General features: G+C 56.5%; 17 protein-coding genes. 3 read left to right on the top strand and 14 right to left on the bottom strand.

All coding sequences use genetic code 11. The annotated features are described in order from the left end of the window. Nucleotides 1–8 precede the first annotated feature (8 nt). On the bottom strand, nt 9–479 hold the full coding sequence (locus ACMWJS_RS04710) for an N-acetyltransferase family protein (RefSeq protein WP_414746699.1): 471 nt from the start codon (nt 477–479) through the stop codon (nt 9–11). A 118-nt stretch (nt 480–597) separates the two neighbouring features. Between ACMWJS_RS04710 and ACMWJS_RS04705 the strand changes: the two genes are divergently transcribed. Beyond that, nucleotides 598–1,146, top strand: coding sequence for a GNAT family N-acetyltransferase (locus ACMWJS_RS04705; RefSeq protein WP_045910544.1), 549 nt, complete (start codon nt 598–600; stop codon nt 1,144–1,146). Here the strand turns inward: ACMWJS_RS04705 and ACMWJS_RS04700 are convergent. The 9 genes from ACMWJS_RS04700 to sad form a co-directional block, all read right to left on the bottom strand. Next, complete coding sequence (locus ACMWJS_RS04700; protein ID WP_048223212.1) at nt 1,134–2,048, bottom strand: bestrophin family protein; 915 nt, start codon at nt 2,046–2,048, stop codon at nt 1,134–1,136. The genes ACMWJS_RS04705 and ACMWJS_RS04700 overlap by 13 nt on opposite strands. Before the next feature lie 200 nt (nt 2,049–2,248). Beyond that, entirely contained in the window at nt 2,249–3,700 is a 1,452-nt protein-coding gene (locus ACMWJS_RS04695) for a tagaturonate reductase (RefSeq protein ID WP_414746698.1), read from the bottom strand. Nucleotides 3,701–3,817: 117 nt separating this feature from the next. Next, nucleotides 3,818–4,345 carry a GNAT family N-acetyltransferase gene (locus tag ACMWJS_RS04690; RefSeq protein WP_048030473.1) on the bottom strand — a complete coding sequence of 176 codons (528 nt, stop codon included), beginning with the start codon at nt 4,343–4,345 and terminating at the stop codon, nt 3,818–3,820. A gap of 82 nt (nt 4,346–4,427) precedes the next feature. Continuing rightward, a complete protein-coding gene (locus ACMWJS_RS04685; RefSeq protein WP_262810680.1) occupies nt 4,428–5,393 on the bottom strand; it encodes a sensor domain-containing diguanylate cyclase in 966 nt (321 codons plus the stop codon). A gap of 119 nt (nt 5,394–5,512) precedes the next feature. Next, nucleotides 5,513–6,952, bottom strand: a complete 1,440-nt coding sequence (locus ACMWJS_RS04680) for a diguanylate cyclase domain-containing protein (RefSeq protein ID WP_414746697.1) — start codon at nt 6,950–6,952, stop codon at nt 5,513–5,515. A gap of 113 nt (nt 6,953–7,065) precedes the next feature. Beyond that, a complete protein-coding gene (locus ACMWJS_RS04675; RefSeq protein ID WP_414746696.1) occupies nt 7,066–7,422 on the bottom strand; it encodes a DUF4186 domain-containing protein in 357 nt (118 codons plus the stop codon). Next, the gene (gene glsB, locus ACMWJS_RS04670) at nt 7,422–8,348 is read right to left on the bottom strand and encodes a glutaminase B (protein WP_045910537.1); all 927 of its coding nucleotides are present in this window, start codon (nt 8,346–8,348) and stop codon (nt 7,422–7,424) included. Before glsB ends, ACMWJS_RS04675 begins: the two co-directional genes overlap by 1 nt. A 62-nt stretch (nt 8,349–8,410) precedes the next feature. After that, a complete protein-coding gene (locus ACMWJS_RS04665; protein WP_069719236.1) occupies nt 8,411–10,000 on the bottom strand; it encodes a methyl-accepting chemotaxis protein in 1,590 nt (529 codons plus the stop codon). A gap of 111 nt (nt 10,001–10,111) precedes the next feature. Then, nucleotides 10,112–11,500: a succinate-semialdehyde dehydrogenase gene (gene sad / locus ACMWJS_RS04660; RefSeq protein ID WP_414746695.1), complete on the bottom strand. Its 1,389-nt coding sequence runs from the start codon at nt 11,498–11,500 to the stop codon at nt 10,112–10,114. Nucleotides 11,501–11,598: 98 nt separating this feature from the next. Here sad and ptrR point away from each other — a divergent pair, with 98 nt between their 5' ends. Beyond that, the gene (ptrR, locus tag ACMWJS_RS04655; RefSeq protein ID WP_032674777.1) at nt 11,599–12,477 is read left to right on the top strand and encodes a putrescine utilization regulator PtrR; all 879 of its coding nucleotides are present in this window, start codon (nt 11,599–11,601) and stop codon (nt 12,475–12,477) included. Here the strand turns inward: ptrR and ACMWJS_RS04650 are convergent. The 4 genes from ACMWJS_RS04650 to dtnK form a co-directional block, all read right to left on the bottom strand. After that, entirely contained in the window at nt 12,431–12,913 is a 483-nt protein-coding gene (locus tag ACMWJS_RS04650; protein WP_048030483.1) for a GNAT family N-acetyltransferase, read from the bottom strand. The genes ptrR and ACMWJS_RS04650 overlap by 47 nt on opposite strands. 80 nt (nt 12,914–12,993) lie before the next feature. Beyond that, complete coding sequence (locus ACMWJS_RS04645; protein ID WP_023311787.1) at nt 12,994–13,755, bottom strand: DeoR/GlpR family DNA-binding transcription regulator; 762 nt, start codon at nt 13,753–13,755, stop codon at nt 12,994–12,996. A 1-nt stretch (nt 13,756) separates the two neighbouring features. Continuing rightward, nucleotides 13,757–14,743, bottom strand: a complete 987-nt coding sequence (locus ACMWJS_RS04640) for a D-threonate 4-phosphate dehydrogenase (RefSeq protein ID WP_063621615.1) — start codon at nt 14,741–14,743, stop codon at nt 13,757–13,759. Then, on the bottom strand, nt 14,736–15,953 hold the full coding sequence (gene dtnK, locus ACMWJS_RS04635; RefSeq protein WP_414746694.1) for a D-threonate kinase: 1,218 nt from the start codon (nt 15,951–15,953) through the stop codon (nt 14,736–14,738). Before dtnK ends, ACMWJS_RS04640 begins: the two co-directional genes overlap by 8 nt. 173 nt (nt 15,954–16,126) lie before the next feature. On the opposite strand from dtnK, the gene ACMWJS_RS04630 reads away from it, so the two are divergent. Beyond that, on the top strand, nt 16,127–17,269 hold the full coding sequence (locus ACMWJS_RS04630; protein ID WP_104948567.1) for an iron-containing alcohol dehydrogenase: 1,143 nt from the start codon (nt 16,127–16,129) through the stop codon (nt 17,267–17,269). Nucleotides 17,270–17,285 lie beyond the last annotated feature (16 nt).

The following is a 17,285-nucleotide window of genomic DNA, read 5'->3' as shown; positions in this document are numbered from 1 at the left end:
TCCTCACATTACAGGTCAATTGCCATTTCAAAACAGCGTAAATCAGCCCCCGCCATACGCGAATGATGATTATGTTCTCTCAGCGTAACAAACCCAAGCTTCTGATAAAACGACTGGGCGTTAGGCGTCGCATCGAGCGTCAGGCGGGTTATCCCCCGGCTGCGGGCCTCGTGTTTGAGTGCCCCAATAATCCGGGTCGCCATGCCTTTACCGAAGGCTGCGGGCAAGGTGAAAATCGCCTCCAGGCAATGGGTATCCAGATCGAGATAGCCGCTTGCCGCAACATCGCCCTTTTCATCTTCAATCACGTAAAAAGGGTATTCAATGACCATCTGCCGATAGCGTTCGGGCATCAGATCAGGCGTCCAGCGCGCAATGACCTCTGCGTCGTAACTGGTTTTACAGCCGTGACGAATCGCCTGGTTGCGAATATTCCAGAGTGTTTCGGCTTCCTGTGGGTTGGCTCGTCTCAATGCCATAGTGACCTCTGCAGATGATAGTAGGATGGAAAAGTGAGCTTGTTGAGATAGAGTGCTATTGAGATGAAAATACCAGAACGCAAACAAAAGCATAACGCCTAAATAGGGAGATCCGCGCATGACGATACCGACGCTCACGACAGAACGTTTACTGCTGAAACCGCTGGTTGCGGAAGATGCCGTCCAGATACAAACGCTGTATCCGCGCTGGGAGATTGTCCGCTATATGGTCTCTTCCGTGCCCTGGCCCTATCCGGATAACGGCGCGGAAAACTATGTCAACAACGTGGCGCTGCCGGATATGGCGAAAGGGATTGCCTGGTTCTGGAGCATCCGGCGACGTGAGGTGCCGGATGAATTGATGGGCATTATTTGCCTGTACGACGTCGAGGATAACAACCGCGGGTTCTGGCTCGCGCCGGAGTTCCAGGGTCAGGGATATATGCGCGAAGCCAGCATTGCCGCGACGGATTACTGGTTCAACACGCTAAACAAATCCGTTTTGCGGGCCCCGAAGGCCGCTGCTAACAGCCGCTCCCGTCGTATTTCAGACAGTAGCGGCATGCGGCTTATCAGGACGGAGAAGAAAGCCTACGTCAGCGGGATGCTGGACTCCGAGCTGTGGGAGATCACCCGCGACGAGTGGAACGCCCGTCAGGTCAGCTGATAGTGCTTATCCGGCACCAGCCTTTCCGGAATATTCTCTTCGTCGTTCATCTGCAGCAGATCGCGTTCCATCATGTTGCAGATGGCGTCCAGCGGCAGGTCGTTATCTTCCGTGCCAAACGGGTCTTCCAGCTCTTCCGCCAGGGTGTCCAGCGAGATAAAGGTGTATGAAATCAGCGCCGAGACAAAGGGCGTCATGTAGTGCAGATCCACAACCAGCGCAAACGGCAGCATGATGCAGAACAGATAGACCGTACGGTGCAAAATCAGCGTGTAGGCAAACGGTACTGGCGTGGTCGCAATGCGCTCGCAGCCGGACAGGACGATGGACATATCGTTCAGACGGTTATTCAGGCTGTGAAACAGGATGTCTGAGAGTTGCCCGTTACGTCGCCGCACGGCCAGCCACTCCCCCATGATCAGTAAAATACGGTTCGCGGGCGCGCTGGCGTTCATCACCTGACGTAAATCATCCGGAGAAAGATAGCGAGAGAGTTGCTCTGCGTTCAGCTCCCGGCGCAGGGTCATCCGCAGGCAGTTGGCAAAAGCAATCTGCAGTCGCACGAATTCGCCAAGGTGCTTATCGTCAGGCAAGGTGTTTTTTACCTCGCGAAACAGCGAGCGTGCCGCTATCATCAACTGCCCCCAGAGCAGACGAGCCTCAACGTAGCGTGAATAACAGGCGTTGTTTCGGAAACCCAAAAAGATAGCGATCGCCACGCCGAGAATGCTGAATGGCGCCACGGTAAATTTGATGCCCAGCGAGGTATACCACGGCAACATCAGGATAACGGCAATAGAAAGCAGGAAATTGAGCAGCAATCGGGTATAGATCTTAGGCAGTACCGAACCGTGCCAGACAAAAATCAGTTGTAGCCAGTGCTGTTTAGGACGAACGATCATAGTGAGTTTCAGGAAAGAAAAGAGCGAGGCTATTAAACGTGATCCCCGTCACCGTTGCAAGCTTGTTAACGGGACATTGCATTTTCTCCCCTGATTAGCGAATTCCGCACAGTGCTGCATGTGCTTTTTAAAAACAAAGCCAATAGTATGTTGTAACTAAATAGATCGTGTTCAAACCCGGCCGAAGCCGGGTGAACGCATTAGCAAAGCGGTTTAACCGCAGCGCGCATGCCCTTCAGCAGAATGGCATCCAGGTCCAGCGTGACCTGGTCGACAAGACCGCTTACCTGCGTCAAGTCCTGCTCCCAGTGTTCGCGTGCGCTGAGCACCGACTGCACCAGCTCACGGGTGCTCAACTGCCGATCGCGGTGCTGCGCCCAGAGCTGCTGATAACGTTCCAGCCAGCACGCATCATCCTGCACCGGATAGCTCTCCCCGTCACGCTCCGCGCGGTAGAACGCGATCAACGCGGCTAAGGCAAACGTCAGACGTGCCGGTAATTGCCCCGTTGCCTTCTGCCCTGCCAGCAGCTGCGGCAGGATGCGGGTACGGTATTTGGTCATACCGTTAAGCGCAATGGAAAGCAGCTGGTGTCTGATGTAAGGGTTACGAAAACGCCCAGTCACCGCACTGGCGAAAGATTCCAGCTCGTTACGCGGCAAATCGAGGACCGGAATGATCTCCTGATAAATTGCTTTTTCGACGAACGCGCAGATCTCCGCATCATTCATCGCCTCGCCTACCGTATCCAGCCCGGCCTGGAAGGCGACCGGCACCAGCGCCGTATGCGCCCCGTTCAGAATGGCAACCTTGCGTTCTTTGTAGGGCCTGATGTCGTCGACAATCCGTACATTTAGCGGGTACTTATCCAGACGAAGTTCGCGGGCAAGGGATGCAGGTCCCTGAATAACAAACAGATAGAAGTGTTCGGCCGTGTCCAGGAACCCATCGTGATAACCCAGCTCAGCTTCAAGCGCAGCCGCTTCGTCACGTGGATACCCCGTCACGATACGGTCAACCAGCGTCGAGCAGAAGCTGTTGGCGTCATTGAGCCACTGAATAAAGGCGGCGGGCAGCGCCCACTCCTGCGCATAGCGCAAGACGAGTTCACGCAGTGCGTCACCGTTGTAGTCAATCAACTCGCAGGGAATGATGATCCAGCCCTTGTCAGCCGCACCGTTGAAGTGGCTAAAGCGCTCAAACAGCAGACGCGTCAGCTTCGCCGGGTAGCTCACCGCTGGGGCATCGTCGAACCGGTCACCCTCGTGGTAGCTGATACCCCCTTCGGTGGTATTCGAGAAAACAAAGCGCATATCCGGATTGTGTGCCAGCTTCAGGAACGCATCATACTGGCCGTAGACGTCGATTTCCCGGTTAACGGAGCGGATAAGCCGGCTCGCGCTCACCGCCTCTCCCTTCTCATTCAGACCGCGAATGAGCGTGGTATAGAGACCGTCCTGTGTATTCAATGACGGCGGGAAGTCGCTCTGAATCGGACGGACGATAACCACGCCGGCGTTAAGATCGGTATGTTCGTTTAACAGGTCAATTTGCCAGTCGACAAACGCGCGCAGGAAGTTGCCTTCACCAAACTGAATGATGCGTTCGGGATACAGAGCACCGGGAAAATCGCGACGGTTGAGCGTGTTCACAAGAGGTTCCTTTTATGATTAGTCATACAGCCTGATAAGATTGGTACGATAACTTATCAAAACTTAACGACCAGAAACCCTGTTTTGATCAATACGTCGCGTAGTTGTGCAGAAAAATTATAAGAACTTATAAAACACGGACGTGGATGTCATGGCACCGTCCGGCATCAGGGCATAGCGCGGGATCTCACCAACCTTTTGCCAGCCAGCACGCTGGTAGAAGGTCTCGGCCCCGCTGCCGGTGGAGGTATCGAGCACCAGCACCGAAATCTCTCTGGCTCTGGCTTCAGCTTCCAGCGCTTCCATCAATGCCATCGCGGCTCCTTTCCGGCGAGCTTTCTCGTGAACCAGCAGCTTCGCCACATCGGCGCGATGCGGCTGGTTTTCGGGCTGATCTGTGATCAGCTGCACCGTTCCGATGACGCCGTCCTGCGCATCGACGCAGGCAAGCACCAGTCGCTCGCCACGCGCGACGCTTTCGGCAATACCGCGCCAGAAAATACGGGCCTTATCCAGGCCATAAGGAAGCATAAAGCTGACGGATGCCCCGCCGTTTACGCAGTTTTCGAGGATCCCGGCCAGCGCATCAAGATGGGTGAGGATCTCTTCCCGGGTGAGATTTTTGATTTGCAGTGAGGTATTCATTGTTTTTCCTTACGTTGAATACACTCACTTTGTATTTAACAACTTATTAACGCAAGCGGATCGGACATAGGCTTTTGTTATGTCACCGGGCGCGCTGGCGCTGCTGTTTCATGGCGTACATCTTTTCATCGGCATCTTTTAACCACTGCTGCAGGTCGTTGCCGTTATGATCGAATTCGCTAAGCCCCCATGAGAAATGAAGCGACCAGGGATGCAGCTTGCGGGCGTTATAGTGTTCCACCTGCTCAGCGAGATACTGCATGGCAATCCAGGCGCCCTGCTCGTCGGTATCCGCAAACAGCACGGCGAACTCGTCCCCGCCAAAACGCACCAGCAGATCCGCTTCGCGGAAAGAAGCACGCATCAGTTGCGCCATGGCTTTCAGCGCCTTATCACCCTCTTCATGCCCGAAGCGATCGTTGATTTCCTTAAAGCGATCCAGATCCAGCCAGCCGAGCGTGAGCGGCTCAGCCCGGCGTCGGGCAACGGAAAGCGTGAACCGCACCAGCTGATTAAAGCCCCGACGGTTGAATAAACCCGTTAATTCATCCGTTGTCGCCGCGCTGATAGCGGCAAACTCATCTTCAGCCAGCGCGCCAAGATCCCCCAGCACGGCGAGATCGGCCGCTGAAAACTCCCTGGGCGCGTAGTCAATCAGGCAGAGCGAGCCCACGCTCGCGCCGTCACGCAGGCGCAGCGGGAAGCCCGCGTAAAAACGCACGCGAGGTTCACCGGCCACCAGCGGATTATCCGCAAAACGATCGTCCTGCAGCATATCCCCCACCACCAGCGGTGCTTCGGTGAGGATCGTATGGCCACAAAACGAAATGTTACGCGGTACGGAATTGGGTGCCTGCCCGTCGGCCGACTTCACAATAAGTGAATGCTCATCAATCAGATTGACCATCGCCAGCGGCACCTGGAAGAAGCGCTTTGCCAGACGTGTTAACCGGTCAAACGCCGGGGAGCTGTCTATCTCAAGCAAACCGGATTCGCGCAGCGAGTTCAGTCTGTCTGTTTCATTTTCAGGGGTTGCAGGTGCTTTCATAATGTCTCCTGACGTAAAGCGTTACTAAAAGCGTAGCTTAAACAGAGACATTGTCAGTGTTCGAACATCCTGTTAAGCCGCTTGCTATTCACGTCAATGCCTTATGACGATTAACGCAGCTATATTTCACTCCCGGAGGTCGCGGCAACCTGCTCGTCCGACGTCCGGGCACTGGTACGATTTCGACCCGCTTTTTTTGAACGATAAAGATGATCGTCCGCTTCGGCCATCAACGTGTTGAAGACCTCGGTCAACTGCCATGACTCAGACTTTCCGCTTCCGAGGCCAATACTGACCGTCAGATAGAGCGTCTGGTGGCGCCACGTAAAAGGATGGCTGGCGACGGTGGTTCTGATACGCTCCGCCAGTTCATAACCGTTTTGCGCATTACCAGAGTTTACCACCACCGCGAACTCTTCCCCGCCCATTCGCGCAACCATGCCGTCTTCGCCGACAACCTGTTGAACCTGTCTGGCAAATGACGCCAGCACGCGGTCACCACACTCGTGGCCATAGTTATCGTTGATACTTTTGAAGTAATCGATATCCAGCAGCATGACGGTCAGAAAGCGCGAGTGCCGGTGCGTCTCTTCGTGTTTTAACGCCTCATAAAGCCCGGAACGCGAGTAAACATGCGTTAAGAAGTCATAATCCGCCCGCAGGGAAACCTGACGGATCAGGGAATTAATGGCAGCCATGCTGACGGAGACCATCACCGGACAGATCGCCATCGTGGCAATACCCAGCCGGGCAGAAAACATCATTGGGGTGGTAAACGGCGTCGCCACGGCAATATTAATCACCGAATTGGCGACCAGAATAATTTCTATGGCGCCCGTGACAAACGTCAGCAAGCAGGTCACAGGCAATGGGTAGCGTACCGCACACCAGATAAGCGCAGGCAGAGGAAAAGAGAGGCTCCCCGCTCCGCCGATCACCACCGACGCGACCACCGAGACAATCAGCGCAATAACCGGTAACAGTTGCTCCAGACGCAACCTGAATTCGCGCACGGGCATGCCCAGCGTAAGCATACACGGCACAACAAGCACGCCGGTTGAGAACTGCTCGCTAAACCAGTCGGCGAACAACGGCCAGAACGTATGACTGTCAATTCCGACCGAACCTACCGCGCCGAGCAACGCGCACAGCAGCGCGGCGATCAGACAGTAGTTGAACAGGCGTAATGCGTTAAGCGGATCGGGGGTTTTCTTCATCAGCCGCCTGTCACGCTGAACCAGCACGGCCACAACGACGATAAAGACCATGTTAGACAGATTGATCACCACGGAGGCCATCCCCCAGCTGGTCGTGACCGCGTCGTACAACAGCATCGCGACATAGGATACCGCATAGTAATGCAGGCGATTCAGGAAAACATAACGGGCAAAGATCCCTGCCATCACGCCATTGAGTGGCCAGAACAGCGACAAGGCCTCCACGAGACGTAATTCCGCGCCCACAAAATAGAACAAGGTGGTGAGGATAAAGATCGTCGATGCATTTCGCAGCGGCGTGTCAGGCTGGAACGGTCTGAAAGCGGTAAGAGCAGAACGCATTAAATATCATTCCATATGAAAGCTTATGGCAATTATTGCGGTCGTCAGCACGATCGGAGCTCACTTAAGATGCATCTATAACACAAATACAGCGGGATCATAACTCGTCAAATTTAGGCGTTCATCTGCAGCACCAGCCAGTGGTGAATAACGCTGACGATATACTGCTGCTCCTGCGCGGTGAGCTGAACACCGGGTGGAATATTATGCCATTTTGCCAGGCAGCCCCGACAACAGGTGGCGGTAGCATGCTGGGCGATAAACACCGGGTGACCGCGCATGGGCGTCTGTTTCCCGTCGTTTGCAGGTTGTGCAGGGGCAAGACGCTTTTCGACAAAATCCGCGGCATGCTGGTCAATGGTATCCGGGCCTTTGTCCCAGCAGTACTGCCGTTCCTTATCGCCTAAGCGAAAGCGCGAGCGAAACGTCGATCGCGCCAGACGGGAAAAAAGAGGATCCAGGTCAGACATCAGTAGACTGAACGTCCCATACGCTGGGTCAGTTTCTCCAGAACCGCCACACCAGCAAGCGAATTTCCGGTTTCATCCAGCTCCGGGCTCCAGACCGCAATCGCCATTTCATGCGGCACAATAGCCACGACTCCGCCACCGACGCCCGATTTAGCCGGGAGACCAACGCGCCAGGCAAACTCGCCGGCGTTTTGATACATCCCGCTGGTCGCCATCAGCGCGTTAACCTGGCGTGCCTGCAGAGGTGAAACCACCTCCTGATCGAGATGCGGCGCGTGCCCCTGATGCGCCAGGAACAGGAACGTCTGAGCCAGCTCAACGCAGCTCATCTTCAGGGCGCAGTAATGGAAGTAGTTTTGCAGGACGGTCGCCACGTCGTTATGGAAATTGCCGAAGGATTTCATCAGCCACGCGATTGCCGCGTTGCGGGCGGAGTGTTCGAATTCCGAGCGGGCCACCACCGGATCGTAGGCAATGTCGTCGACGCCCGAAAGCTGGCGCACGATCTCCAGCATACGCTGACGCGGCGCGCTGAGGCGGCTTTGCAGCATATCGCAGACCACCAGCGCACCGGCGTTAATAAAGGGATTTCGCGGTTTACCCTGTTCTATCTCGAGTTGAAGCAGCGAGTTAAAAGGCTGGCCGGACGGATCTTTGCCCACCCGCTGCCAGATCTCGTCTTCTTCATACTGGCGCATCGCCGCAACCAGACTGAGCACTTTCGAAATGGACTGAATGGAAAAACGTTCTGTTGCATCCCCTGCCTGGTATCGCTGTCCGTCGATGGTACAGATAGCAATGCCCAGCTTATTCCCGCTGACCGAGGCAAGGGCCGGAATATAGTCGGCAACCTTCCCCTTTCCAATTAACGGACGAACCTGCGCCAGAATCTCGTCCAACATCTCATTATGGATGACCGCAGCCACACTTTGCTCCTTGCCCTCAGGCTAAAACGGGCTGCGAGTATAACAGAGGCTTATGTATTGCGTCAGGCGCTAAGACGAAAACGCGAAACGGCCTGCAATAAAAGATCGGATTGCTTTTGCAGACGTTCAGAAGCATCCGAGGCGTCAGAGACCAGCAAATCCGTCTGACGGGAGACCTGGTTCAGCGCCTGAAGCTGACGCGTCATCTGGTGAATACTGTCTCCCTGGCTGAGCGTGGCGGTGGAGATCTCATTAAGCAAACTGCTTAAATTGCCCACCAGACCGGTGACTTGCTGCAGATTCTCTTCCATCAGGGTGACGGCTCGAGAACCGTCTTCAATCCCCTGCACCGAGCGGTTGATCAGCTCCTGAATGGTCTGCGTCGAGTGGCTGCTCTTTCTGGCCAGCAGCCCAACCTCCCGGGCAACGACGGCAAACCCTCGCCCCTGATTTCCGGCATGGGCCGCCTCAATGGCGGCATTCAGCGCCAGGATGTTCGTCTGAAACGCCACACTGTCGATCATCGCCACGATCCCGCGCATCTCGGACGATCGGTCGACGATCGCCTGCATCGACGCGTTTACGGTCGACATCATCTGGTCTCCCCCCACGGCTGCCTGGCGCGCTTCATCGGCCCGGGCGCTGGCGAGTCTGGCATACCCGGTATTGCCTTCAACGTGGCTTTCCAGCGCCGCGATATGCGCCGTCACATCCTCAAGCTCTTTCGCCTGACGTGCCGACTGCTGATACAGCTTCTGGTTACCCTGTGCCAGGGCATCAATGTTCTCCACCATGGTCGCCGTGGCATGGCTGACCTGCGTCACCAGTTGCTGCAGGCCAAGCTGCATCGTGGCAATACTGTCACTAAGCTGCCCAATCTCGCGATTGAAACGCATAACGTTCGGCGGCGTGCCGGAGAGATCCCCTGCTGCCAGCCGGTTGATATGCGCGATGAGCCGACGCAGCGGCGTAATCACCCATCGGGACATACCGAACCAGACGACAGCGGCGATGGCGACTAACAGCACCGGGGCAAACAGAAATAACGTTTGCAGATCGGAGAGCTGCGCCATGAGGCTCTGACGCCCCTGCATCGCCTGCTTCTCGCTTGCCTGCTGATAGCGCGCATAGTTGTCGTTAAAATCCGTCTGAAACGCCTGCGCCGGGACGGCAAAAAAAGCGTCGATGGTGTTGGTTTTGACCAGACCTTCCGCCTGCTCTTTGATCGCACCGTAGAAAAGTTGATAGCTGTTCACCAGCGCGTCGTCTTTCGGCGGATTCAGCGCCAGCCAGGCCTTCCATGCCTGCTGCGAAACCGTCAGCGCCTTTTGCGCGTCATCCATCAGGCTATGCCAGCTTCCGTCGGAGCCGGTCTCTTTATCCTGCATAAACCAGACGCCGGAGCGGTTAAGGAGATCGCTTGCGGCCAGCAGAGAGACGCGAGCCAAATCCAGCTTGCTCTGCTGCTGCCAGGCCAGCAGGTTGTGCTGCTCGTTGCGCTGGGCTTCGTTCAGGGAGGCGTTAAGCAGGAGTGACGAGGAGAGCTGCAGCGCGGAGAAAAGGCCAATAATGCAAAAGATGCCCGTCAGCAGGCCAAAGTGACGGGGGGTGAGACGCTGCGCAATACGGCGAAAAATTTGCGTTAGGTTCATAATTAGCTTCATTTACAAGGCGTTAGACGCGAGCGAGTCTACGAAATGAAAATGACAGAACCATTGCAGAATAGTGACAACGGCCCTCGCGATGAGGGCCGATATTCAAGATTACACGCGATCCTTCCACACCGTCTGCGCATTACAGAACTCGTGCAAGCCAAAGTGGGAAAGCTCGCGGCCAAAGCCGCTTTTCTTCACGCCGCCAAAGGCTACGCGCGCATCGCTGGCGCTAAAGCCGTTGATAAACACCCCGCCGCACTCCAGCTCGCGGGAGAAGGTCTCTGCCAGCGCATCACTGGCGGTAAAGACCGTGGCTGACAGACCAAAATCGCTGTCGTTGGCCAGCATCAGGGCGTGCTCCGCGTCTTTCGCGACCGTAATGGCCGCGACCGGACCAAACAGCTCCTGACGGAACGCCGTCATCGACGGGGTGACATTCGCCAGCACGGTTGGCGCATAATAATTCCCCTCGCCGCTGATTTTCTCACCGCCCAGCAGCAACGTTGCCCCTTCTGCCAGCGTCGCCTGCACCTGCTGATGCAGTTCATCGCGCAGATCAAAACGCGCCATCGGGCCCAGATAGTTTTCTTCCTGGTCCGGCGCACCCAGCTTCAGGGCCGCAACCGCATCGACAAAGCGTTGGGTAAAGGTGTCCGCAATGCCCTCCTCCACAATGAAGCGTTTTGCCGCCGCGCACACCTGTCCGGTATTCTGGTAGCGGCCTGCTACCGCCGCCTTCACGGCAAGATCCAGGTCGGCATCGTTGAGAACAATGAACGGGTCTGAGCCACCCAGTTCAAGAACGCATTTCTTCAGCGCGGCCCCCGCCTGAGCACCAATGGCTGCCCCGGCACGCACGCTGCCGGTGACGGTCACCGCCGCAATACGACGATCGTTAATCGCCTGGCTGACGCCGTCGTTGGTGGCGTTCACCCAGCCGAACACGCCTTCAGGGAAACCCGCATCCGCAAAAATCTGCGCGATAAGATCCGCCGAGCCGAGCACGTTGGGCGCGTGTTTGAGCAGATAGCTGTTCCCTGCCAGCAGAATCGGTACCGCGCCGCGCAGCACCTGCCAGAGCGGGAAGTTCCACGGCATTACCGCGAGGATCGGCCCCAGCGGACGGTATTCAATAACCGCGTTCTGGTTTTCCACCTGCGTGGGTTCCGCATGCAGCATCGCTGGGCCGTGCTCGGCGTACCAGTCGCACAGGCCGGCGGATTTCGCCACTTCCGCCCGCGCCTGCTGAATGGGTTTGCCCATTTCACGGGAGATCGTCTGCGCCATCTCTTCAGCGCGATGACGCAGCGCGGCACCAAGATCGCGCAGCTTTTGCGCCCGGTGGGAGACACTTTCGCGACGCCACTGGCGATAGCCCGCGTCGGACTGAGAAATCGCGCGTTCAACCTGTTCCGACGTCGCCCACGGATACGCGGCGAGGGTTTCACCCGTGGCCGGGTTGACAGAGAAGGCATGTGTTGCAGAGGAATAAGTCATGGTGTTCTCCACGTTTTTCGGTTGATTAATTGTGGCCCACTCTGCTATTTCTTAAAAATGAATAATACTAACCACCTTATTCACGAAACGAGAACATTATGGATTTAACCCAGCTTGAGATGTTTAACGCCGTCGCGCTGACGGGCAGTATCACCCAGGCGGCGCAAAAGGTGCATCGCGTGCCGTCTAACCTGACGACCCGCATCCGCCAGCTGGAAGCCGATCTGGGCGTTGAGCTGTTTATTCGTGAGAACCAGCGTTTGCGTTTATCCCCGGCCGGGCATAACTTCCTGCGCTACAGCAAGCAGATCCTCGCGCTGGTAGATGAAGCGCGCATGGTTGTCGCGGGGGATGAGCCGCAGGGGTTATTTGCCCTCGGCGCGCTGGAAAGTACCGCCGCCGTGCGCATTCCGGAAACGCTGGCACAGTTTAACCAGCGCTATCCGCGCATTCAGTTTGCCCTTTCGACCGGGCCATCCGGGACGATGATTGATGGCGTACTGGAGGGAACCCTCAGCGCCGCCTTCGTCGACGGGCCGCTGTCGCACCCGGAGCTGGAAGGAATGCCGGTCTACCGGGAAGAGATGATGCTGGTCACGCCTGCCGGGCATGTGGAGGTGACGCGCGCCGCGCAGGTCAGCGGCAGCGACGTGTATGCCTTTCGCGCCAACTGCTCGTATCGCCGACACCTGGAGAGCTGGTTTCACGCTGACCGCGCCGCGCCCGGTCGCATTCATGAGATGGAATCCTATCACGGCATGCTCGCCTGCGTTATTGCGGGCGCGGGCATCGCGCTGATGCCGCGCTCGATGCTGGAGAGTATGCCTGGACATCATCAGGTGGAAGCCTGGCCGCTGGCAGAAAACTGGCGCTGGCTCACCACCTGGCTGGTGTGGCGACGCGGGGCGATGACCCGCCAGCTGGAGGCCTTTATAGCGCTGCTAAACGAACGTCTTCAACCAGCGCCTTCTCCATAAACAGGCTGAGCGGATCGTCAACGTACGGGGCAAACGCCGGACGCAAATCGTATCCGCACTGTTCATAAAGACGCACCGCGGCATGCTGCTTGATGCCCGTCTCCAGCCGTACCGTATGGCAATGACGGCTCAGAGCTTCATCTTCCAGGGCGGCCAGCAGCATCTCTCCCAGATGCTGGCCACGATGGGCCGGGTCAATATAGACCCGCTTCATCTCGCCCGTACCGTCGCCGTTGAGCACGATAGCGCCACAGCCAACGGCCTGAAGCTGCTGGTCGCGAATGATCATCAGGATCAGCGAGGCTTCCGGCAGCGCAGCCAGATCGAGCAGATGATTACTTTCAGCGGGATAGAGTTCGCTCTGATAGCGGTCAAGCGCCGCGATCAGGCTAAGAATGTCCGGGTGACGTGCAGATTCAGAGGTAATGGAATACATGGCAGGCTCCTTGCTTTTTTATGAGGCTAAATTTCAACATAGCGCAGGCCTGCCAGGGTGCTTCATAGTATTAACTTATGTCATGACGCCAGCGTCAACTGGACATCTAACGCCCTCAACCCGGCCTGTGTCGCTTCGTCCAGCCTGCTGTCCGTGACGATATCCGTCAGGGTATTAAGATGCGCCACGTTAAACAACGACCAGGCTCCGTACTTGGAACTGTCCGCCAGCAGCACGCGACGTTTTGCATTGGCAATCAGATCCCGCTTTAAGGCAGCCTTCTCTTCCGTTGGTGAGGTAATGCCGCGGGTGATATCCCATCCGTTACAGCTAACGAAAGCCACGTCTGGCCACACGTTCTGCAGCAAGCGACGCCCGTGCTCACCGATGCAGGACTGACTTGAATCATCAATACGCCCGCCAATTATCGTCACTTCAATCTGACGGAATTCCGAGAGAAACAGCGCGATGTGCAAGTCGCTGGTGATGACGCGAAGCGGCAGATGCGTAAGTTGGCGAGCGAGTTCAATCATCGTGGTGCCAGCATCGAGCACAATGGCGTCGCCCGCTTTAACAAAGCTTGCCGCCGCGCTGGCGATGGCGTGTTTTTCTGCCAGACTGCGCTGCATTTTTTCATGCGTTGTGGGCTGGGAAGGAATAAACCGGTTAAGGGTAACGCCGCCATGGGTACGGCTAATGACACCTTCCTGATCGAGCTTTATCAAATCCCTGCGGATCGTCGCCGGAGAGGCATCGGTAATTGCCACCAGCTGATCCACCGTCACCAGATTGTGCCCTTTCAGGTAATCCATTATCTGCTCTAACCGGTTATATCCCTTCATATCATTCCCGTGTAATTTGCATAGCCAACTGGATAGACACCGTCATGCTCTCAGACTTCGCTTTGCCGGTCCAGGCAATATCGAATGCGGTACCGTGGTCCGCAGAGGTACGGATAAACGGCAAGCCAGCGGTGATATTCACCCCGTCATAAAAGCCGAGTAATTTTAGCGGAATATGCCCCTGATCGTGATACATCGCAACGACCATGTCATACATTCCTTCGTGGCATTGCATAAATACCGTATCCGGTGGACACGGTCCGGTGACGTTTAACCCCTGCGCTTTCATCGCGTCGACAGCCGGGCCGACAATCTTGATCTCTTCATCGCCAAACAGGCCGTTTTCACCCGCATGCGGGTTAACGCCGGCAACCGCAATGCGCGGTTGTTGAAAGCCGACGCGTTTCAGGAATCTATCCGCAATCCCAATCACGGTTTTTACCCGATCCTGATTGAGCGTATCAAGGAATTTGCGCAACGCAATGTGGGTCGTGATGTGAATCACCTTCAGTTTGTCCGTATACAGCACCATGGCGTAATCTTTGCTGTCGGTCAGATGCGCCAGCAGCTCGGTATGACCCGGATAGAGATGACCGGCCAGGTGCAGCGCCTCTTTATTCAGGGGAGCCGTTGCAATCGCCTTCACCTCACCCGCCATCGCCAGTTCGGTAGCACGCTTCACGCAGCGATAAGCCAGATCCCCGGCCTCAGCCTGAACGATACCCGGCTTCAGTGCATCAGGATCGGCCAGCGGTTCATCAAGCACGTTAATCACGCCAGCGGCAAAGCGCGCGCCGCTGACCGTGTCGATAGTGCGGATATCCGCCTGCCCGGTGATTCCTTTCTCAAGCACCCGCTGCAGCGTTCTGGCGCAGCCCACAACCACCACAGGCGCCCCTGACAACTCACCCTCGGTGAGGGATTTGATGATGATTTCCGGGCCAATGCCAGCCGGGTCACCCATGGTTACAGCAATAATTTTAGTCACTCAGTCTCTCCTCGATAAAATGCAACACCTCAAGCAGCGTCTCTTCGTTTCCGAAGCCCCCTGCTTTGGTCATTACCGGCTGCTGCCAGCCACAACCCAGAAATTTTCCGACTGGCACGCACTGTGCGACGCACCCGGTAATCTCAAACCCCCGAGCGTCCAGTGCCCTCGCGACAGCCATCGCCACGTCGCCACCGGAGACGTACAGCGCGTCAGGCGTCTGCGCCGCCAGCACCTGTCGGGTCAGTTCGCCTAAAAACGTACAAATTTTTTCGCCCAGGCCTGCGCGGGTGACGCGATACTGCTGGCAGAGTTGCTCGACCTGATGCCGGGCCTCGTGGCCCGCACAGGTATGCACAATGCAGTGATGGCCAGACTGAATTACCTGCGCAATCTGTTCGAGATACCGGGACGTGTCTCCGCGCAGCGCGTCATTCACATCAATGAGTACCGACGAGACGTCCGCCTGGCTTACCGCCAGTGCAATCTGTCGTTGTGCGATCTCACTCATCGAGCCGACGACGGCCAGCAGTTGTTTACGCCGGACCGGGGCCAGATGACGGGCCAGCGCATCGCATAGTCCGGCAGAGCCCACCAGCAGCGGCGTCTGTGAGCAGGCCAACGCGGCATCGATAATGGCGTCCATCTCCTCATCGGTGTGCGCATCCACGATGAGCCATTCCGTTCCTCGGGCAAGTTCGGCAGTGAGCGTTTTCACGGTCACGCTTTTAGCGCTCACCCCGGTAAACAGGTCAGCAATAGCGGCAGACGGGACAGGCGTTTTGGGATCGCTGGCAAATTCGGTTTCATTCACCGGAACGCCGTTTACCAGACACCTGCCGTACCGCGTGATCCGCCCTGCTGACGGGTATGCCGGCGCCACGATCACCTGCCGCCTGCCGCTTAATGCCTTAAGAACCTGAGATTCGGCTCCTGCATTGCCACGCAGCGTGGAATCCATCTTTTTAATGAGCCAGCGGGCATCCGCGATTTCAGCCCCGAGTGCGGCAACCCTTTCGGCCGCCTCCGATGCCTTCAGCGCCCGGGAATCGGTGTTAACGATCAGCACATCGCTCGCCTGGGTAAACGGTGTATGAAACGCCACGCTGACTTTTTTGCCGCACAGCACCAGGCTGACACCGGCATCATTTGCGCCGGTAAAGTCATCGGCGACGACCACGACCTCTCTGTTCACATTGCTCACTTTCATCCCCACTTCGGGTTAGTCTTTCCTGTTAATGATTATATTCAATCATGATTGATTATATGTGAGCAAGATCAAGTTAATCAGTTTGCGAATAAATTATAAATTTAGCCACACGATGACCATGAAGCGTCTTGCTTGAGCGAAATCAATCATAGATACAGAGACAGGAGAAAAGCGTGGTTACGATCAACAGCACCCTGATTAGCGGGGCGAATGCCATCGCCGCCATCAGGCCATTACTTACTGATAAAACGCAGATCCTGCTGGTGACGGACGGCAATATTGCGCGTCTGGAGGCAGCAAAGCAGATCCGCGCGATCCTCGAAGAGGACCAGCGCGGCGTCACGATTATCGACAATGTCCCGCCTGAACCCACCCATCACGACGTTAACCAACTGCTCTCGACGTTAAAGGGAACGTTTGGGCTGGTCGTAGGGCTCGGCGGCGGTAGCGTACTGGATGTAGCCAAACTGCTTTCAGTACTTTGTCACCCGCTTTCTCCAGGGCTGGACAACCTGCTCGCGGGCATAAAACCGGTGGCACGCATCGCGTCACTGCTGATCCCGGCCACTGCAGGAACCGGATCGGAAGCGACGCCGAATGCCATTCTGGCCATACCGGAGCAAAGCACGAAAGTGGGCATCATCTCCCCCGTCCTGCTGCCCGATTATGTCGCCCTGCTGCCGGAGCTGACGACCAGCATGCCCGCACACATTGCCTCATCCACCGGGATTGATGCCCTGTGCCATCTGATTGAGTGTTTCACCTCAACGGTCGCTAATCCGGTTAGCGATAACGCCGCGCTGATGGGCCTGTCTAAGCTGCTCAACAACATTGAAACGGCCTGCGCCGAACCGGGCAATCTGCTGGCGAAACTGGAGATGCTGTGGGCGTCTTACTACGGCGGGGTCGCCATTGCACATGCTGGCACGCACCTGGTTCACGCCCTGTCCTACCCGCTCGGCGGCAAATATCACCTGCCTCACGGGGTGGCCAACGCGATTCTGCTGGCGCCCTGCATGCGCGTGGTTCGTCCCCACTGCGTGACGAAATTTGCGCAAGTCTGGGATTTGGTGCCCGGCGCGGATACGTCGCTGTCAGACGAAGAAAAATCCCACGCGCTGGTGGAGTACTTTGCCGCGCTGGTTCGCAGACTCAACCTGCCGGATAACCTGGAGACACTGGGCGTACCGCGTGAAGATATCGCCTCCCTCAGTGATGCGGCCCTTAACGTTAAGCGGCTCATGAACAATGCACCCTGTCAGGTTAATCACGACGAGGTGCAGGCGATTTACCGGACACTGTTTCCCCAACATTAATAGCCAAGGAGTGTGT

Origin of the sequence: Enterobacter sp. HK-058-C-ECC, from assembly GCF_047531125.1 — a bacterium.
Taxonomy (GTDB): Bacteria; Pseudomonadota; Gammaproteobacteria; order Enterobacterales; family Enterobacteriaceae; genus Enterobacter; species Enterobacter quasiroggenkampii.
This window is presented reverse-complemented; position numbering and strand designations above follow the sequence as displayed.